Origin of the sequence: Klebsiella sp. H-Nf2, assembly GCF_002806645.1 — a bacterium.
GTDB lineage: Bacteria > Pseudomonadota > Gammaproteobacteria > Enterobacterales > Enterobacteriaceae > Klebsiella > Klebsiella variicola.
Genome location: NZ_PIBL01000004.1, coordinates 296,043 through 314,929, shown reverse-complemented (window position 1 = coordinate 314,929; position 18,887 = coordinate 296,043). Strand labels below are relative to the sequence as shown.

At 58.4% G+C, this 18,887-nt stretch carries 16 protein-coding genes; 13 read left to right on the top strand and 3 right to left on the bottom strand.

Annotation, left to right across the window (positions count from 1 at the left end):
* Positions 1-45: 45 nt before the first annotated feature.
* From lepA to acpS, 7 genes are all read left to right on the top strand, one after another.
* Positions 46-1,845 (top strand): translation elongation factor 4, encoded by a 1,800-nt coding sequence (lepA, locus tag CWM58_RS13780; protein WP_061153643.1) that lies wholly within the window; start codon positions 46-48, stop codon positions 1,843-1,845.
* A gap of 13 nt (positions 1,846-1,858) precedes the next feature.
* On the top strand, positions 1,859-2,833 hold the full coding sequence (gene lepB, locus CWM58_RS13775) for a signal peptidase I (protein ID WP_008803766.1): 975 nt from the start codon (positions 1,859-1,861) through the stop codon (positions 2,831-2,833).
* Positions 2,834-3,082: 249 nt separating this feature from the next.
* Complete coding sequence (rnc, locus tag CWM58_RS13765) at positions 3,083-3,763, top strand: ribonuclease III (protein WP_002914065.1); 681 nt, start codon at positions 3,083-3,085, stop codon at positions 3,761-3,763.
* A complete protein-coding gene (gene era / locus CWM58_RS13760; protein WP_061153644.1) occupies positions 3,760-4,665 on the top strand; it encodes a GTPase Era in 906 nt (301 codons plus the stop codon). The genes rnc and era overlap by 4 nt, the downstream gene beginning before the upstream one ends.
* A gap of 11 nt (positions 4,666-4,676) precedes the next feature.
* Positions 4,677-5,414, top strand: coding sequence for a DNA repair protein RecO (gene recO / locus CWM58_RS13755; RefSeq protein WP_074387838.1), 738 nt, complete (start codon positions 4,677-4,679; stop codon positions 5,412-5,414).
* An 11-nt stretch (positions 5,415-5,425) separates the two neighbouring features.
* Positions 5,426-6,157: a pyridoxine 5'-phosphate synthase gene (gene pdxJ / locus CWM58_RS13750; protein ID WP_042948161.1), complete on the top strand. Its 732-nt coding sequence runs from the start codon at positions 5,426-5,428 to the stop codon at positions 6,155-6,157.
* A complete protein-coding gene (gene acpS, locus CWM58_RS13745; RefSeq protein WP_004144351.1) occupies positions 6,157-6,537 on the top strand; it encodes a holo-ACP synthase in 381 nt (126 codons plus the stop codon). Before pdxJ ends, acpS begins: the two co-directional genes overlap by 1 nt.
* Before the next feature lie 11 nt (positions 6,538-6,548).
* On the opposite strand, the gene CWM58_RS13740 is transcribed toward acpS, so the two are convergent.
* Both CWM58_RS13740 and CWM58_RS13735 read right to left on the bottom strand, forming a co-directional pair.
* Positions 6,549-6,809: a YfhL family 4Fe-4S dicluster ferredoxin gene (locus tag CWM58_RS13740; protein ID WP_047373197.1), complete on the bottom strand. Its 261-nt coding sequence runs from the start codon at positions 6,807-6,809 to the stop codon at positions 6,549-6,551.
* 56 nt (positions 6,810-6,865) lie between these two features.
* Positions 6,866-7,714, bottom strand: coding sequence for a MurR/RpiR family transcriptional regulator (locus CWM58_RS13735; RefSeq protein WP_004144349.1), 849 nt, complete (start codon positions 7,712-7,714; stop codon positions 6,866-6,868).
* A 236-nt stretch (positions 7,715-7,950) separates the two neighbouring features.
* Here CWM58_RS13735 and yfhb point away from each other — a divergent pair, with 236 nt between their 5' ends.
* On the top strand, positions 7,951-8,562 hold the full coding sequence (gene yfhb / locus CWM58_RS13730) for a phosphatidylglycerophosphatase C (protein ID WP_218057855.1): 612 nt from the start codon (positions 7,951-7,953) through the stop codon (positions 8,560-8,562).
* A gap of 62 nt (positions 8,563-8,624) precedes the next feature.
* On the top strand, positions 8,625-9,134 hold the full coding sequence (gene tadA / locus CWM58_RS13725; RefSeq protein WP_061153647.1) for a tRNA adenosine(34) deaminase TadA: 510 nt from the start codon (positions 8,625-8,627) through the stop codon (positions 9,132-9,134).
* On the opposite strand, the gene mltF is transcribed toward tadA, so the two are convergent.
* Entirely contained in the window at positions 9,131-10,747 is a 1,617-nt protein-coding gene (mltF, locus tag CWM58_RS13720) for a membrane-bound lytic murein transglycosylase MltF (protein WP_100681120.1), read from the bottom strand. The genes tadA and mltF overlap by 4 nt on opposite strands.
* A gap of 175 nt (positions 10,748-10,922) precedes the next feature.
* Between mltF and purL the strand changes: the two genes are divergently transcribed.
* The 4 genes from purL to glrR all read left to right on the top strand — a co-directional run bounded on the left by purL (position 10,923) and on the right by glrR (position 18,866).
* A complete protein-coding gene (gene purL, locus CWM58_RS13710; RefSeq protein WP_100681118.1) occupies positions 10,923-14,810 on the top strand; it encodes a phosphoribosylformylglycinamidine synthase in 3,888 nt (1,295 codons plus the stop codon).
* 591 nt (positions 14,811-15,401) lie between these two features.
* Positions 15,402-16,826, top strand: a complete 1,425-nt coding sequence (locus CWM58_RS13700; RefSeq protein ID WP_077274667.1) for a sensor histidine kinase — start codon at positions 15,402-15,404, stop codon at positions 16,824-16,826.
* A gap of 29 nt (positions 16,827-16,855) precedes the next feature.
* Entirely contained in the window at positions 16,856-17,542 is a 687-nt protein-coding gene (gene qseG / locus CWM58_RS13695; protein WP_061153652.1) for a two-component system QseEF-associated lipoprotein QseG, read from the top strand.
* Entirely contained in the window at positions 17,529-18,866 is a 1,338-nt protein-coding gene (gene glrR, locus CWM58_RS13690) for a two-component system response regulator GlrR (protein WP_061153653.1), read from the top strand. The genes qseG and glrR overlap by 14 nt, the downstream gene beginning before the upstream one ends.
* The last annotated feature ends 21 nt before the right edge of the window (positions 18,867-18,887 follow it).

Here is an 18,887-nt window from a genome sequence, read left to right as displayed (position 1 = left end):
GTACAGCGGCCTCATGATACTCGTAAGGCATAATTAACTCTAAATATGAAGAATATACGTAACTTTTCGATCATCGCTCACATCGACCACGGTAAGTCGACGCTGTCTGACCGTATCATCCAGATTTGCGGTGGCCTTTCTGATCGTGAAATGGAAGCCCAGGTTCTGGACTCCATGGATCTTGAGCGCGAGCGCGGGATCACCATCAAGGCGCAGAGTGTCACTCTGGACTACAAGGCCAACGACGGTGAGACCTATCAACTGAACTTTATCGACACCCCAGGCCATGTGGACTTCTCTTATGAAGTTTCTCGTTCCCTCGCCGCGTGCGAAGGCGCGCTGTTGGTGGTGGATGCCGGGCAGGGCGTAGAAGCCCAGACCCTGGCCAACTGCTACACCGCCATGGAGATGGACCTCGAAGTCGTTCCGGTGCTCAACAAGATCGACCTGCCTGCGGCCGACCCTGAGCGCGTAGCGGACGAGATTGAAGACATCGTCGGTATCGACGCCCACGACGCGGTTCGCTGTTCAGCGAAAACCGGTGTTGGCGTGCCGGATGTGCTGGAACGTCTGGTGCGCGACATTCCGCCGCCGGAAGGCGATCCGGACGCGCCGCTGCAGGCGCTGATTATCGACTCCTGGTTCGATAACTACTTAGGCGTCGTGTCGCTGGTGCGTATTAAAAACGGCACCATGCGCAAAGGCGACAAAATTAAGGTGATGAGCACCGGCCAGGTCTATAACGCTGACCGCCTGGGCATCTTTACCCCGAAACAGGTTGACCGTACCGAGCTGAAATGCGGCGAGGTAGGTTGGCTGGTTTGCGCCATTAAAGACATCCTCGGCGCGCCGGTGGGCGATACCCTGACCGCCGCCCGTAATCCAGCGGATAAAGCGCTGCCAGGCTTCAAAAAAGTGAAGCCGCAGGTCTACGCCGGTCTGTTCCCGGTGAGTTCTGATGACTATGAAAACTTCCGCGATGCGCTGGGTAAACTGAGTCTGAACGATGCTTCCTTGTTCTATGAGCCAGAAAGCTCAACGGCGCTGGGCTTCGGCTTCCGCTGCGGCTTCCTCGGCCTGTTGCACATGGAAATCATTCAGGAGCGTCTGGAGCGTGAGTACGATCTCGACCTGATTACCACGGCGCCGACGGTAGTCTACGAAGTGGAAACGACCTCCAAAGAAGTTATCTACGTCGACAGCCCGTCCAAGCTGCCGCCGCTGAATAATATCCAGGAGCTGCGTGAGCCGATCGCCGAGTGTCACATGCTGCTGCCGCAGGAGTTCCTCGGCAACGTGATCACCCTGTGTATCGAGAAGCGTGGCGTGCAGACCAACATGGTTTACCACGGTAAACAGGTGGCGCTGACCTATGAAATCCCGATGGCGGAAGTGGTTCTCGACTTCTTCGACCGTCTGAAGTCTACCTCTCGCGGCTATGCGTCGCTGGATTACAACTTCAAACGCTTCCAGGCCTCGAACATGGTGCGTGTTGACGTGCTGATCAACGGCGATCGCGTCGATGCGCTGGCGCTGATCACCCACAATGACAACGCCCCTTATCGTGGTCGCGAACTGGTCGAGAAGATGAAAGAGCTGATCCCGCGTCAGCAGTTCGATATTGCCATTCAGGCGGCTATCGGCAACCACATCATCGCGCGTTCCACCGTGAAACAGCTGCGTAAAAACGTCCTGGCGAAATGCTACGGCGGCGACGTCAGCCGTAAGAAAAAGCTGCTGCAGAAGCAGAAAGACGGTAAGAAGCGTATGAAACAGGTCGGTAACGTTGAACTGCCGCAGGAAGCGTTCCTCGCCATTCTGCACGTTGGTAAAGACGGCAAATAATTAAGGAGTTGGCATGGCGAACATGTTTGCCCTGATTTTGGTCATTGCGACCCTTGTGACAGGGCTGTTGTGGTGTCTGGATAAGTTCATATTCGCACCAAAACGTCGTGAGCGTCAGGCCGCTGCTCAGGCAGCGACCGGCGAGCAGCTGGACAAGAAAACGCTGAAGAAAGTTGGCCCGAAACCGGGCTGGCTGGAAACTGGCGCCTCGGTCTTCCCGGTGCTGGCGATTGTGCTGATTGTGCGTTCGTTTATCTATGAACCTTTCCAGATCCCGTCAGGTTCGATGATGCCGACCCTGCTGATTGGCGATTTCATCCTGGTGGAGAAATTCGCTTACGGCATTAAAGATCCGATCTATCAGAAAACGCTGATCGAAACGGGTCATCCGAAGCGCGGCGACATCGTGGTGTTTAAATATCCGGAAGATCCGCGTCTTGACTACATCAAGCGCGCGGTAGGGTTACCGGGTGATAAGGTCACCTACGATCCGGTTGCCAAGCAGGTCACTATCCAGCCGGGCTGCAGCTCCGGACAGGCCTGCGGCAACGCGCTGCCGGTGACTTATTCCAATGTTGAGCCGAGCGATTTCGTTCAGACTTTCTCCCGCAGCAACGGCGGCGAAGCGTCCAGCGGTTTCTGGCAGTTGCCGAAGGGCGAAACCAAAGCTGACGGCATTCGTCTGACCGAGCGTCAGGAGACGCTGGGCGACGTCACGCACCGTATTCTGATGGTGCCGATTGCCCAGGATCAGGTTGGGATGTACTACCACCAGTCCGGCCTGCCGCTGGCCACCTGGATCGTACCGCCCGGTCAGTATTTTATGATGGGTGACAACCGGGATAACAGCGCCGACAGCCGCTACTGGGGCTTTGTGCCGGAAGCTAACCTGGTCGGAAAAGCGACCGCTATCTGGATGAGTTTTGAAAAGCAGGAAGGTGAATGGCCGACCGGCGTGCGGTTATCGCGCATTGGTGGAATTCATTAATTTCCTCTGTTGAATTCACGCCGCTGCGGTTATCACAGCGGCGTGAATTATTTAATATTTAAATCCATTCAAACTAACGACATCCCGTGTCGTTGCGTATAGAATATCCCCCCGAAGTTTTTGGTTGTCGCTCAACCGAGTGACACTGCACACGAAAGCGTATTGGACTGTTTCAACTTGCTGTATGAAGCGTATGCTCAGGTCGGTTTCGTGTGCTGCATCTTTGACGCATTCATTTATTGGTAACGCATGAACCCCATCGTAATTAATCGGCTTCAACGAAAGCTGGGCTACACTTTTCATCATCAGGAGCTGTTGCAACAGGCATTAACTCACCGCAGTGCCAGCAGCAAACATAATGAGCGCCTGGAGTTTTTAGGTGACTCCATTTTAAGTTTTGTGATCGCGAATGCGCTCTATCATCGTTTTCCTCGTGTGGACGAAGGCGATATGAGCCGTATGCGCGCGACGCTGGTGCGTGGCAACACGCTGGCGGAAATCGCCCGCGAGTTTGAACTGGGCGAGTGTCTGCGCCTCGGGCCGGGCGAACTGAAAAGCGGCGGTTTCCGTCGCGAATCCATTCTCGCGGACACCGTTGAAGCGTTAATTGGCGGGGTTTTCCTCGACAGCGATATTCAGAACGTTGAACGCTTAATCCTCTCCTGGTACCAGACCCGTCTGGACGAAATCAGTCCGGGCGATAAGCAAAAGGATCCGAAGACGCGTCTGCAGGAGTATCTGCAGGGACGTCATCTGCCGCTGCCGTCCTACCTGGTGGTCCAGGTGCGCGGCGAAGCGCACGATCAGGAATTTACTATCCACTGCCAGGTCAGTGGCCTGAGTGAACCGGTGGTTGGCACAGGTTCCAGCCGTCGCAAGGCGGAGCAGGCTGCCGCCGAACAGGCGCTGAAAAAACTGGAGCTGGAATGAGCGAAGAAAAAAGTTATTGCGGATTTGTCGCCATCGTTGGTCGTCCAAACGTTGGCAAATCCACCCTGTTGAACAAGCTGCTGGGACAGAAGATTTCGATCACTTCCCGAAAAGCGCAGACCACCCGTCACCGCATCGTCGGCATCCATACCGAAGGGCCGTATCAGGCGATTTATGTCGATACCCCGGGCCTGCATATGGAAGAGAAGCGCGCGATTAACCGCTTAATGAACAAAGCGGCCAGCAGCTCAATTGGCGATGTTGAACTGGTCATTTTCGTGGTGGAAGGCACTCGCTGGACGCAAGACGACGAGATGGTGCTGAACAAGCTGCGTGACGCGAAAGCACCTGTGATCCTCGCGATCAACAAGGTGGATAACGTGCAGGACAAAGCGGAGCTATTGCCGCACCTGCAGTTCCTCGCCAGCCAGATGAACTTCCTCGACATTGTGCCGATCTCTGCGGAAACCGGCACCAATGTCGATACCATCGCGGCGATCGTGCGTAAGCATCTGCCGGAAGCGATCCATCACTTCCCGGAAGATTATATTACTGACCGTTCACAGCGCTTTATGGCCTCTGAAATCATCCGTGAAAAACTGATGCGTTTCCTTGGCGCTGAACTGCCGTACTCCGTGACCGTGGAAATCGAACGTTTCGTGACCAACGAGCGCGGCGGCTACGATATCAACGGCCTGATCCTCGTCGAGCGCGAAGGGCAGAAGAAGATGGTGATTGGCAACAAAGGCGCCAAAATTAAAACCATCGGTATCGAAGCGCGTAAGGACATGCAGGACATGTTTGAAGCACCGGTACACCTCGAGCTGTGGGTCAAAGTGAAATCCGGCTGGGCCGATGACGAGCGCGCCCTGCGCAGTCTCGGTTACGTTGACGACCTCTGAGTTAACACAACGTGGATGGATGGCAGCGCGCCTTTGTCCTGCATAGCCGACCGTGGAGCGAAACCAGCCTGATGCTGGACGTCTTCACGGAAGAATCGGGTCGCGTGCGCCTGGTGGCCAAAGGCGCACGCTCCAAACGCTCTAATCTCAAAGGCGCTTTACAGCCCTTTACCCCCTTACTGGTTCGCTTCGGTGGCCGCGGCGAGGTCAAAACCCTGCGCAGCGCGGAAGCCGTCTCGCTGGCGCTGCCGCTCAGTGGTATCACCCTTTACAGCGGCCTCTACGTTAACGAGCTTATCTCCCGCGTTCTGGAGCACGAAACACGCTTCTCCGAACTCTTTTTTGACTATCTGCACTGCATTCAGGCGCTTGCCGGAACCAGCGGCTCGCCGGAGCCCGCGCTGCGGCGTTTTGAGCTGGCGCTGCTCGGGCACCTGGGCTATGGCGTGGATTTTCTTCACTGCGCCGGCAGCGGCGAGCCGGTGGACGACGCCATGACCTACCGCTATCGCGAAGAAAAGGGCTTTATTGCCAGCCTGGTGATTGATAACAACACGTTTACCGGGCACCATTTGAAAGCGTTGGCGAGTCGCGAGTTTCCGGATGTTGATACGCTGCGCGCCGCAAAGCGCTTTACCCGTATCGCCCTGAAGCCCTATCTCGGCGGCAAACCGCTCAAGAGCCGGGAATTGTTTCGCCAGTTTATGCCCGCGCGAAAGGTGCGGGCGGCTAATACGAATAATGATTAACGAGGATTGTCATGGCTGAATTACTGTTAGGGGTCAATATTGACCATATCGCGACCTTGCGTAACGCGCGCGGCACCGCCTATCCGGATCCGGTTCAGGCAGCTTTCATTGCCGAGCAGGCCGGCGCCGACGGCATCACCGTGCATCTGCGTGAAGACCGCCGCCATATTACCGATCGCGATGTGCGTATCCTGCGCCAGACGCTGCACACCCGGATGAATCTTGAAATGGCGGTCACCGAAGAGATGCTGACGATCGCCTGCGAAACCAAACCGCACTTCTGCTGCCTGGTGCCGGAGAAACGTCAGGAAGTCACCACCGAAGGCGGACTGGACGTGGCCGGGCAGCGCGACAAGATGCGCGATGCCTGCCAACGCCTGGCGGATGCCGGTATCCTGGTCTCTCTGTTTATCGATGCGGATAACGAGCAGATCAAAGCGGCGGCGGATGTTGGCGCGCCCTATATCGAAATTCACACCGGCTGCTATGCCGATGCCAAAACCGACGCCGGGCAGGCGAAGGAGCTGGAACGTATTGCCAAAGCGGCCACCTATGCCGCCAGCCTTGGCCTGAAGGTGAATGCTGGCCACGGTCTGACCTACCACAACGTGAAAGCGATTGCTGCGCTGCCGGAAATGCATGAGCTTAATATCGGCCATGCGATTATCGGTCGCGCAGTGATGAGTGGCCTGAAAGAAGCGGTCGCGGAAATGAAGCGTCTGATGCTGGAAGCGCGCGGCTAATGGCCATTCTCGGGCTGGGTACCGACATCGTCGAGATCGCCCGCATCGAAGCGGTGATCGCCCGCAGCGGCGATCGCCTTGCCCGCCGGGTGCTGAGCGACCATGAATGGAGCATCTGGGAGCAGCATCAGCAGCCGGTGCGTTTCCTGGCGAAACGCTTTGCGGTCAAGGAAGCGGCGGCGAAAGCGCTGGGAACCGGGATCCGTAACGGACTGGCTTTTAACCAGTTCGAGGTTTACAACGACGAGCTGGGCAAGCCAAAGCTGCGGCTATGGGGTGAAGCAAACCTTTTGGCTGAACGAATGGGGGTAAGCGCTATTCACGTTACTCTCGCCGATGAACGCCACTACGCCTGCGCCACGGTGATTGTCGAAAGCTAGCCAGGGGGCGGTTAAATTTTATCCGCGTGGTGCATCAGCACGAATTTGTCCCACAGCTGTTCTTCACTCTCGATGTGTGCCGGATCTTTCAGGATCGTATTCGGGATCGGGCACACTTTCTGGCAGGTTGGCGTGTCATAATGACCCACGCACTCGGTGCAGCGGTCGCTGTTAATTTCATAAATGCTATCACCCATCGAAATGGCCTCATTCGGGCACTCCGGTTCGCACATATCGCAGTTGATGCATTTTTTAGTAATTAACAGCGCCATCAGGAAAGTCTCAGAAACAACACAAACAGGGCGGGCATTATACGCCCATTTTCTGCTCAGACCAGCTTTTTCACCAGCGCTTCGCTATGGCGAATGCGCTCGGGCGCCCGCTCCAGATCCTGCTGCACCAGCCCCATAAATAGCAGGTCGGTGAGCATCATTTGCGCGCTGGTGGAGGAGATGGCCGCGCTACGCGTCGCCTGCTCTTCGGCAATGGTATACAGGCAGTGGGTTGCCTGTTGCTGCAGGGCGTTAGGGCTAAAGCCGGTGATCGCCAGGATCTTGCAGCCCACGCGCAGCGCTTCACCTGCCGCCATATTGATCTCCCGGCGCTCGCCGGAGTAAGAGATCGCCAGCAGCAGATCGTCGCTGGACATGGCCTGCACTGTCGCCAGCAGGGCGTGCATATCCTGCTCAGAAACAGCGTTGATGCCGATCTTCATCAGCTTCCAGCTAAAGTTACGCGCCACCAGACCGGACGCGCCGATGCCGGTGACGATCACCCGCCGGGCGTTGCGCAGGAGCGTGACCGCTTCCCGTAGCGTCTCTTCGGTGTTGACGTCCAGTGAAGCATGCATGGCGGCGACATTGTCTTTAATCAGTTTCTCGCCCACCAGTCGCAGCGGGTCGTCACCACGAATGTGGTTATGCACCGGGACGGAGTGCGGATCCGGGCTGCTCGCCAGAGCCTCACTGAGGGCCAGCTTCAGCGCCGGAAAGCCTTTGAATCCCAGCTTCTGGGCAAATTTAACCACGCTGGACTGACTCACACCGGCTTCCGCCGCCAGCTGCTGCGAGCTGAGGTGCCGGGTCTCATCGGGCTGGCTCAGAATATAATCGGCCAACTTTTTGTCGCTCGCCGCCAGGGTGGGATAGCGCTGACGAATACGCGTTAAACAGTTCATTGGAGCTCCGCTGGAGCCGTCCGGCTCGTGACTGACAGAATTTTTATTCGATTATAAGGGGTATACCACGAATTAAAAATTCTTGAGCCACAATTTTTCCTTAGCCTGCTACTTTAATTCTTCCTTAACGGCAGGGGATGTTTTCCCTCTTCGCGGCGTAAGGCTGTTAAGCTTAACCTAACGAGAAGCGAGTCCTGACATAAGGAGGCAGTTTGCAGCACAATGAACGGAAAGTGGTGTTTTTCGATCTGGATGGAACCTTGCATCAGCAGGATATGTTCGGCAGTTTCCTGCGCTACCTGCTGCGTAATCTGCCGCTAAACCTGCTGCTGGTGGTGCCGATGGTGCCAGTGATCCTTGTCGGTCTGGCGGTTTGTGGGCGGGCGGCGCGCTGGCCGATGAGTCTCCTGTTGTGGGCATCAACCTTTGGCCGTCGTGAGGCGGTACTGAAGCGGCTGGAAGCGGAATTTGTCGGCTGGTTTCGCCATCATGTGACGGCGTTTCCGGTGGTTCATGCGCGGCTCACAGCGTACCTGACCAGCACCGATGCCGACGTCTGGTTGATCACCGGCTCGCCGCAGTCGCTGGTGGAGCAGGTCTATCGTGATACCCTCTGGCTGCCACGGGTCAATCTGATTGCCAGTCGCACCGCGCGCCGCAGGGGCGGCTGGGTATTGACCCTGCGCTGCCTGGGGCATGAAAAAGTGGTGCAACTGGAGAAAAAGATTGGCGCGCCGCTGCGGCTGTACAGCGGCTATAGCGACAGTGAGCAGGACAACCCCTTGCTCGGCTTTTGCCAGCATCGCTGGCGGGTAACGCCTCAGGGAGAGCTCCAGCAGCTGGAGTAATAGTGTGTAATTGATAGCGCCCATGTATAATGCGCCCCGCTTTTTCTGCTGGAGTGGCCGCTGTGTCTGACCTCGAAATCAATGATGAATACTGGATGCGTCATGCCCTGACGCTGGCAAAGCGCGCCTGGGAAGAGGGCGAGGTGCCGGTGGGCGCGGTGCTGGTGCATAACAACCAGGTCATCGGCGAGGGCTGGAACCGGCCGATCGGCCGTCACGACCCCACCGCTCACGCGGAAATTATGGCTTTACGCCAGGGCGGGCTGGTGCTGCAAAACTACCGCCTGATCGACGCCACGCTGTACGTGACTCTGGAGCCTTGCGTCATGTGTGCTGGCGCCATGGTGCACAGCCGTATCGCCCGCCTGGTCTTTGGCGCCAGGGATGCCAAGACCGGTGCTGCCGGCTCGCTGATAGATGTCCTGCACCATCCGGGAATGAATCATCGGGTTGAAATAAGCGAAGGTGTGCTGGCGGAGTCCTGCTCTACCATGCTGAGCGACTTCTTTCGCTGGCGGCGGGAAGAGAAAAAAGCGCTGAAGAAAGCCCGGGAGCAGACCGGAGAAAGTTAATACAGGTGGCCGGGGAGTTTTAACCGGGCATTATCCATCTGCTTATCGGCGCGAAACTTGAAAAAGGGCAGGGTGGTTTCCTGCGGCTGTTCGAGTTCATTCGGCAGCACGGCCGGGTAATCCTCCGCCAGGGCCAGCGTTTGCTGTTGCTGGCGCTCCTTCTCTGACAAATAGCCGACAAGGCTTATCTGGTATTTGCGGATGTTTTCCACATAGGCGTAGGCCTCATGGCCGCGCGCATAGCCGTATTTAAGTTTGCTGTAATAAGGCTTCTGGCTCAGCAGGGGTAAACGCAGCTTAACGTCTGCCCAGCTGTTGGGATTGCCTTTTTGTTTGCGGGTTAGCGCCATGGCGTCCAGCATATGGGCATAGCCCATATTGTAAGCAGCCAGCGCAAACCAGATGCGTTCGTCTTTCGGGATCGAATCCGGCACTTTATCCATCATATCCTGCAGATAGCGCATGCCGCCGTCGATACTCTGCGCCGCATCGGTCCGGTCAGTCAGCCCCAGGCTTTGCGCGGTATTGCGCGTCAGCATCATCATGCCGCGCACGCCGGTGGGGGAGGTGGCCTGCGGATCCCAGTGGGATTCCTGCCAGGCGATCGCGGCCAACAGGCGCCAGTCAATCTCGCGGGCGTACTTTTCAAACAGCGGCTGCACGTCCGGGAGAATATTCTCCACTGCACGGAGGAAGGTGCGGGTGTCGACGTAATCGAAGTCGTTGCCGTGGCCGAGGTATTTTTCCTCCAGGCGTGCCAGCGTGCCGTCTTCATTAATGTTATTGAAGAAATCAAGCATCGCCGCCGACAGCGAATTATCTTCGCCCCGGGCGCTAAACCAGGTGACCGGCTGTTCGTCGGTGATATCCAGGGCTACCGCCAGCTCCGGATGGACGCGCTGAAACAGGCTGACGGCCACCGAGTCGGCGACGGTGTAATCGAGTTTGCCGTCAATCACCGCCTGCATCAGGGCCGTGGTACCGCGCTTCTCGTCCACACGCCAGGCAAGATCCGGGTATTTCTCCGCTTTTAAGGCCTGCAGGTCGTTGATCGCCACGTGGCCCGGAGCGATGGTGAGCTGCTCGGCGGTCAGCGACGCGAGAGTGCGTGGCCGGATATTACCGACACGATAGACCAGCTGTTGGGAAACAGAATAGTAGGTGGGGCCGGCCTGGTAGTTTTTCACCCGCTCCTGGTTATAGACCAGACCGGCGGCCAGCATATCGGCCTGACCGTCGTCGAGGTCGTCAAACAGCTGGCTGATGTTCTGCCGGACGGTTACCTTAAGCGTTACGCCCAGGTAGTCAGCAAACTGTTTCGCCAGTTCATAATCCAGACCGAACGTTTTATTGTTCATGGTGGCGAAGGTCATCGGCGAGTTGATGGTGCTGATGCGCAGCTCGCCGCGAGCGATAATGCCCGCCACCCGGTTCTCGGGTTTACTGGACCAGGGGATTGACGGCCACAGGGCCGCCGCCAGCAAAAGGGTGACAATGCCGATCAGCAGATAATTAATCTTTAATTTTTTCAGAGCGTTAATCTTCTGCAGCTTCAGGTTCCTCAGCAGGCGATGTCCGGAAAAAACGCAAGGTTGTCGTCGAATGTGCGGCATTCTGCTTAAGAATGCGCCAGTTGGCAACTTATTCGCGATGGTCGTCACATTTATTGATAAAGCTGATGAATCATTTTATTTCTACGCAAACGGTTTCGTCGGGGCGCAGGATTCACTATAATGACGCCCGTTTCCCCCCCTGGCTCACCCTGAAAGCTTCGAAGACGAGAGACTTATGATGGAAATTTTGCGTGGTTCACCTGCACTGTCGGCATTCCGTATCAATAAACTGCTGGCACGATTTCAGGCGGCCAACCTTCCGGTAAGCGCCATATATGCCGAATATATTCATTTTGCCGATCTGAACGCTCCGCTGAGCGCTGACGATCGCGAGCGCCTGGCGCGACTGCTTCAGTATGGCCCGAGCTTAAACAGCCATACCCCGACCGGTAAATTACTGCTCGTGACCCCTCGCCCTGGCACCATCTCTCCCTGGTCTTCTAAAGCTACCGACATCGCTCACAACTGCGGTCTGACTCAGGTCGTGCGCCTGGAGCGCGGCGTGGCGTATTACGTTGAAGCCTCAACCCTGACCGAAGCACAGTGGACCGCCGTGGCGGCGGAGCTGCACGACCGCATGATGGAGAGCGTCTTCGACGCCCTGGAAGCGGGCGAGACACTGTTTGCCCACCATCAGCCGACGCCGGTCACTAGCGTTGACCTGCTGGGCGAGGGCCGCCAGGCACTGATTGACGCCAACCTCCGTCTGGGGCTGGCGCTGGCAGACGATGAAATCGACTACCTGCAGGACGCGTTTACCCGCCTGGGCCGCAATCCGAACGATATCGAGCTGTATATGTTCGCTCAGGCGAACTCTGAGCATTGTCGCCACAAGATTTTCAACGCCGACTGGATCATCGACGGCGAACAGCAGCCGAAGTCGCTGTTCAAAATGATCAAAAACACCTTTGAAAAAACGCCGGACTATGTCCTGTCAGCCTATAAAGACAACGCCGCGGTGATGGAAGGGTCTGAAGTCGGACGTTACTTCGCTGACCACCAGACCGGGCGCTACGACTTCCATCAGGAGCCGGCGCACATTCTGATGAAGGTGGAAACCCATAACCACCCGACGGCCATCTCTCCATGGCCAGGCGCGGCAACCGGCTCCGGCGGTGAAATCCGTGATGAAGGCGCCACCGGCCGCGGCGCGAAGCCGAAAGCGGGCCTGGTGGGCTTCTCGGTTTCCAACCTGCGTATTCCGGGCTTCGAGCAGCCGTGGGAAGAAGATTTCGGTAAACCGGATCGCATCGTCACCGCCCTGGACATCATGACTGACGGCCCACTGGGCGGCGCGGCGTTTAATAACGAATTTGGTCGTCCGGCGCTGAACGGCTACTTCCGTACCTACGAAGAGAAAGTCACCAGCCACAACGGTGAAGAGCTGCGCGGCTACCACAAACCGATCATGCTGGCCGGCGGCATCGGCAACATCCGCGGCGAGCACGTGCAGAAGGGCGAAATTACCGTCGGCGCGAAACTGATCGTGCTGGGTGGCCCGGCGATGAATATCGGCCTCGGCGGCGGCGCGGCGTCTTCTATGGCCTCCGGCCAGTCTGATGCCGACCTTGATTTCGCCTCCGTACAGCGTGACAACCCGGAAATGGAACGCCGCTGTCAGGAAGTGATCGACCGTTGCTGGCAGCTGGGCGACGCCAACCCGATCCTCTTTATCCACGACGTTGGCGCGGGCGGTCTTTCCAACGCCATGCCGGAGCTGGTAAGCGACGGCGGCCGCGGCGGTAAATTCCAGCTGCGCGATATTCTCAGCGATGAGCCAGGGATGAGCCCGCTGGAGATCTGGTGTAACGAATCGCAGGAGCGTTATGTTCTGGCGGTCGCGCCGGAGCAACTGCCGCTGTTCGACGAACTGTGCCGCCGCGAACGCGCGCCTTATGCCGTTATCGGCGAAGCTACCGCTGAGCAGCACCTGAGCCTGAGCGACAGCCACTTTAACGATCAGCCGATCGACCTGCCGCTGGACGTCCTGCTCGGCAAAACGCCGAAAATGACCCGTGACGTGCAGACCCTGAAAGCTCAGGGCAGCGCGCTGGATCGCCAACCTATTACCCTTGCCGATGCGGTAAATCGCGTTCTGCATCTGCCGACGGTGGCCGAGAAAACCTTCCTCGTGACCATCGGCGACCGTACGGTGACCGGCATGGTCGCCCGCGACCAGATGGTCGGCCCGTGGCAGATCCCGGTGGCCAACTGCGCGGTAACCACCGCCAGCCTCGACAGCTACTACGGTGAAGCGATGGCGATGGGCGAGCGCGCCCCGGTTGCCCTGCTGGACTTCGCGGCCTCTGGCCGTCTGGCCGTCGGTGAAGCGCTGACCAACATCGCCGCCACGCAGATTGGCGAGCTGAACCGCGTGAAGCTGTCGGCTAACTGGATGGCCGCCGCTGGCCACCCGGGCGAAGACGCTGGCCTGTATGAGGCAGTGAAAGCGGTCGGCGAAGAGCTGTGTCCGGCGCTGGGCCTGACCATTCCAGTCGGCAAAGACTCGATGTCGATGAAAACCCGCTGGCAGGAAGGCAGCGAGCAGCGCGAGATGACCTCCCCGCTGTCGCTGGTGATCTCCGCCTTTGCCCGTGTCGAAGATGTTCGTCATACCGTCACGCCGCAGCTTTCTACAGAAGATAACGCTCTGCTGCTGATCGACCTCGGTAAAGGCCACAACGCGCTGGGCGCGACGGCCCTGGCGCAGGTCTATCGCCAGCTCGGCGACAAGCCAGCTGACGTGCGTGATGTTGTTCAGCTGAAAGGCTTCTGGGATGCGATGCAGGCCCTGGTGGCGCAGCGTAAACTGCTGGCCTACCACGACCGCTCCGATGGCGGCCTGCTGGTGACCCTGGCGGAAATGGCCTTTACCGGCCACTGTGGCCTGGAAGCAGATATCGCCGCGCTGGGCGACGACCGTCTGGCCGCGCTGTTCAACGAAGAGCTGGGGGCGGTGATCCAGGTACGTGCCGCAGACCGTGAGGCGGTGGAAGCCATTCTGGCGGTTAACGGTCTGGCAGACTGCGTGCATTACCTCGGTAAAGCGGTTGAGGGCGATCGCTTTGTGCTGACTGCCAACGGTCAGACGGTGTTTAGCGAAAGCCGTACCACGCTGCGCATGTGGTGGGCGGAAACCACCTGGCAGATGCAGCGTCTACGTGACAACCCGGCCTGCGCCGATCAGGAGCACGAGGCGAAAGCCAATGACGCCGACCCGGGCCTCAATGTGAAGCTTTCGTTTGATATTAATGACGACGTTGCGGCGCCGTACATTGCCACCGGCGCGCGTCCGAAAGTGGCCGTCCTGCGCGAGCAGGGGGTGAACTCTCACGTTGAAATGGCGGCAGCCTTCCATCGCGCCGGCTTTGACGCCATCGACGTGCATATGAGCGACCTGCTGGCGGGCCGGACCGGTCTGGGTGATTTCCATGCCCTGGTGGCCTGCGGCGGCTTCTCCTACGGCGACGTGCTGGGCGCGGGTGAAGGCTGGGCGAAGTCGATTCTGTTCAACGAGCGCGTGCGCGATGAGTTCGCGACGTTCTTCCATCGTCCGCAGACCCTGGCGCTCGGCGTGTGCAACGGCTGTCAGATGATGTCCAACCTGCGTGAACTGATCCCGGGCAGCGATCTGTGGCCGCGCTTTGTGCGTAACCAGTCTGACCGCTTCGAAGCGCGCTTTAGCCTGGTGGAAGTGACGCAAAGCCCATCCCTGCTGCTGGAAGGCATGGTTGGCTCACGGATGCCGATTGCGGTCTCCCACGGCGAAGGTCAGGTGGAAGTGCGCGACAGCGCGCATCTGGCCCAGCTGGAGAGCAAAGGTCTGGTGGCGTTGCGCTTCGTCGATAACTTCGGCAAAGTGACCGAAACCTATCCGGCGAACCCGAACGGTTCCCCGAACGGTATCACCGCGGTGACCAGCGAAAGCGGGCGCGCGACCATCATGATGCCGCACCCGGAACGCGTCTTCCGTACCGTAAGCAACTCCTGGCACCCGGAGAACTGGGGCGAGGACAGCCCGTGGATGCGTATCTTCCGTAACGCGCGTAAACAGCTGGGTTAATCTCCCCGCAGCGTGTCACGCGGACGTATCGGCCCCCTGCTCAGGCAGGGGGCTTTTTTTATCTGTGATAGCCGGCACGCCAGGGTGTCGGGAATTGCCGACAACCGCTATGTTATGGTGTCTCTAATAGGAGACATTTAAGTTATTGATTTAATTGATGAGTGATTAAGCGCTTATTTAGTGTCGTCAACTGGCGACAGTGTGAATAAAAAGTGCACAGCTCTGGTTGGGCGATGATATTGAACTAATATCATAAATATCAGTGTGTTAATAAAATGTTTTGAAAGATGGCATAGTTCATGCATAATATTAACCAGTGGCTCATTCACCTTCTTATGTCAGCCCCTTCGGGACGCGCTACATAAACTTCGAATGACGCACAAACAGGTGCCTGCCGTCCAACTCCTGATAATAGCCTGGCTTTATCAGACATCGGGCGAAACGTCGAGTAAGGCACCGCCTCATTCCTGAACAAAGCCAGGCCTTGCGCCTGGCTTTGTTGTTTCTGCGGCGCAGCAGTCAGCGGTAGCGCTTTTCTCTGGCGCGCTCCTCAGTTAGCATCGACCAGAGCTAATGATTGAGACAACATCCTTGAAGCGACTCTCTCTTTTTCCCCGTTCGCTGCGTCAGCTGGTGACGCTCTCCTTTGTGCTGATCCTGCTGCCGTTACTGGTGCTGGCATGGCAGGCCTGGCAGAGCCTGAATGCCCTTAGCGCCCAGGCGGCGCATATCAACCGCACTACGCTGGTCGATGCCCGACGCAGCGAGGCGATGATCAATGCCGCGCTGGAGATGGAGCGCAGCTATCGCCAGTACTGCGTGCTGGACGATCCGACGCTGGCGCGGGTGTATCAGAATCAGCGACAGCGCTACAGCCAGATGCTGGATGCCCACGCTGGCGTGCTACCGGACGAGAGGCTCTGGCAGGCGCTGCGTCAGGATGTCAGCGATCTGGCGCAGCTGCAGTGTAAAAACAGCGGCCCCGATGCCCAGTCGGCCGCCAGACTGGAAGTTTTCGCCAGCAATAACAGCGATATGGTGCAGGCGACCCGGGCGGTCGTCTATTCCCGCGGCCAGCAGCTGCAGCAGGAGATTGCCGAACGCGGCCAGTTTTTCGGCTGGCAGGCGCTGGTGCTGTTTCTGCTGAGCCTGGCGCTGGTGCTACTCTTCACCCGCATGATTATCGGTCCGGTGAAAGGCATCGAAAGAATGATCAATCAGCTGGGGGCAGGGAAGTCGCTGGACGACGCCGCATTGTTTACCGGCCCGCGCGAGCTGCGCTCGGTGGGCAAGCGTATCATCTGGCTCAGCGAACGCCTGGCGTGGCTGGAGTCGCAGCGGCATCAATTTCTTCGCCATCTGTCGCATGAGCTGAAAACCCCGCTGGCCAGTATGCGTGAAGGTACCGAGCTGTTGGCCGACAGGGTCGCCGGGCCACTGACCCCTGAGCAGCAGGAGATCGTCGAGATCCTCGACAGCAGTAGCCGTAACCTGCAAAAGCTGATTGAACAGCTGCTGGACTACAACCGAAAACAGGCCGACGGGCCGGTGACACGCGAAGCGGTGGACCTGGTGGAACTGGTGGAAAACGTCGTGGCGGCGCACAGCCTGCCCGCGCGGGCTAAACTGATGCATACCGAACTGACGCTGCAGGCGCGGCGTTGTCTGGCAGAGCCTGCGCTATTGATAAGCGTAATGGATAATCTCTACTCCAATGCGGTGCACTATGGCGCTGAATCCGGTAACATTCGTATCCATAGCTACCGGCACGGAGAGCAGGTACGTATTGATGTCGCTAACAGCGGCGAACCGATCCCGGCCGCAGAACAGAATATGATTTTTGAGCCTTTTTACCAGGGAAGTCACCAGCGTAAAGGGGCCGTTAAGGGCAGTGGTCTGGGGTTGAGTATTGCCCGCGACTGCGTCCGGCAGATGCAAGGGGATCTGAGTCTGGTTGACGCTCCCGCCGGGCAAGTCTGTTTTCGCATTACGCTCCCCGCAGCAGCACCGGAATAAACCAACCTATGAATCGATATCGGGGAACTATGTCCCATTTCCTGGCCTGGCGCCGTTCGCTCAACGGATGGTTGCTCTCAGGCATAGCTTGTCTGACGCTGGCGGGGTGTTCCGCCGGCTTCTCACCGCATACGGCGGAAGGTACCGCCGCCCCTGGACTGGCGCAGCATCAGGTGGCCGATTTTGTCGCGGTCGACTGCGCGGACATCTGGGCGCACAGCAGCGATGCCAGCGATAAAAATCCCCTCTACTGGCTGCGGGGAATTGATTGTGCCGATCGTCTGGCTCCGGTGCAGGCGCGGGCAGAGGCGAAGCGCCATACCGACGACAGCTGGCAGGACGCCTTCCGTCGCGGCATCCTGCTTGCTGATGCCAAAATTACTCCCGACGAGCGTCGCGACCTGGTGGCGCGTCTCGATACCTTCAGCCCGCAAATCGCCGTTCAGGTCCGCCCGCTGTATCAGCTCTGGCGCGACGGCCAGACCCGCCAGCTGCAGCTGGTGGAAGAGCGTGCCCGTTACGCGAAGCTTCAGCAGTCCAGCGATAGCGAACTGGAGACGCTGCGTCAGCAGGAGCAGGCGTTGCGCGAACAGCTGGAGCTGACCACCCGTAAGCTGGAGAACCTGACGGATATCGAACGCCAGCTCTCCAGCCGCAAGCCGGGCGGCAACTTCGGCAGTGAAAAAGTGCCGGAGGTGATCCATGACGATCCGTAAACCGGCGCGTTTGTTGCTGGTGGATGACGATCCGGGGCTGCTGAAGCTGCTGGGTATGCGCCTGGTCAGCGAAGGCTACAGCGTGGCCACCGCGGAGAGTGGGCCGGAAGCGCTGCGCGTGCTGGGACGTGAGAAAGTGGATCTGGTGATTAGCGATCTGCGGATGGATGAAATGGACGGCCTGCAGCTGTTCAGCGAGATCCAGAAGGGGCTGCCCGGCATGCCGGTGATTATTCTCACCGCCCATGGTTCGATTCCCGACGCCGTGGCCGCGACCCAGCAGGGAGTGTTCAGCTTCCTGACCAAGCCGGTCGATAAAGATGCCTTGTATAAAGCCATTGATGAGGCGTTAGAGCAGCGCTCGCCGGCCACCGACGAAGCCTGGCGCCAGGCGATTGTGACCCGCAGCCCGCTGATGCTACGCCTGCTTGAGCAGGCCGGGATGGTGGCGCAATCGGACGTCAGCGTGCTGATTAATGGCCAGAGCGGGACCGGGAAGGAGATCGTCGCTCAGGCGATCCATAACGCCAGCCCGCGTCATGATAAGCCGTTCGTGGCGATCAACTGCGGCGCGCTGCCGGAACAGCTGCTCGAGTCTGAGCTCTTCGGTCATGCGCGGGGCGCTTTTACCGGCGCGGTCAGTAACCGTGAAGGATTATTCCAGGCCGCTGAGGGCGGTACGCTGTTTCTCGACGAGATCGGCGATATGCCGGTTGCACTGCAGGTGAAGCTGCTGCGCGTCCTGCAGGAGCGTAAGGTGCGTCCGCTGGGCAGCAACCGCGATATCGAGATCAACGTGCGGATCATCTCCGCCACCCACCGCGACCTGCCGAAGGCGATGGCCCGCGGCGAGTTCCGCGAAGATCTGTTTTACCGCCTCAACGTAGTGAATCTGAAGATCCCACCGCTTTCCGAACGGGCTGAGGATATCCCGCTGCTGGCTAATCATTTGCTGCGCCAGTCCGCCGATCGCCATAAGCCGTTTGTGCGGGCGTTTTCCAGCGATGCGATGAAGCGGCTGATGGCCGCCAAGTGGCCGGGTAACGTGCGCCAGCTGGTGAACGTGATCGAGCAGTGTGTGGCCCTGACCTCATCGCCGGTGATCGGCGACGCGCTGGTGGAGCAGGCGCTGGAAGGAGAGAATACCGCGCTGCCGACCTTCGTGGAGGCGCGTAATCAGTTTGAGCTGAACTACCTGCGCAAGCTGCTGCAAATTACTAAAGGCAATGTCACCCACGCCGCGCGGATGGCAGGGCGCAACCGCACCGAATTCTATAAACTGCTGTCGCGCCATGAGCTCGACGCCAACGACTTTAAAGAGTAGCTCCGCAGCATAGCGCAAGTT

Excerpts from the sequence above, each read along its gene's own strand:
- lepA (WP_061153643.1), top strand. The coding sequence starts at position 46 with ATGAAGAATATACGTAACTTTTCGATCATCGCTCACATCGACCACGGT.
- lepB (WP_008803766.1), top strand. The coding sequence starts at position 1,859 with ATGGCGAACATGTTTGCCCTGATTTTGGTCATTGCGACCCTTGTGACA.
- rnc (WP_002914065.1), top strand. The coding sequence starts at position 3,083 with ATGAACCCCATCGTAATTAATCGGCTTCAACGAAAGCTGGGCTACACT.
- era (WP_061153644.1), top strand. The coding sequence starts at position 3,760 with ATGAGCGAAGAAAAAAGTTATTGCGGATTTGTCGCCATCGTTGGTCGT.
- pdxJ (WP_042948161.1), top strand. The coding sequence starts at position 5,426 with ATGGCTGAATTACTGTTAGGGGTCAATATTGACCATATCGCGACCTTG.
- acpS (WP_004144351.1), top strand. The coding sequence starts at position 6,157 with ATGGCCATTCTCGGGCTGGGTACCGACATCGTCGAGATCGCCCGCATC.
- CWM58_RS13740 (WP_047373197.1), bottom strand. The coding sequence starts at position 6,809 with ATGGCGCTGTTAATTACTAAAAAATGCATCAACTGCGATATGTGCGAA.
- CWM58_RS13735 (WP_004144349.1), bottom strand. The coding sequence starts at position 7,714 with ATGAACTGTTTAACGCGTATTCGTCAGCGCTATCCCACCCTGGCGGCG.
- mltF (WP_100681120.1), bottom strand. The coding sequence starts at position 10,747 with ATGCCGCACATTCGACGACAACCTTGCGTTTTTTCCGGACATCGCCTG.
- purL (WP_100681118.1), top strand. The coding sequence starts at position 10,923 with ATGATGGAAATTTTGCGTGGTTCACCTGCACTGTCGGCATTCCGTATC.
- qseG (WP_061153652.1), top strand. The coding sequence starts at position 16,856 with ATGTCCCATTTCCTGGCCTGGCGCCGTTCGCTCAACGGATGGTTGCTC.
- glrR (WP_061153653.1), top strand. The coding sequence starts at position 17,529 with ATGACGATCCGTAAACCGGCGCGTTTGTTGCTGGTGGATGACGATCCG.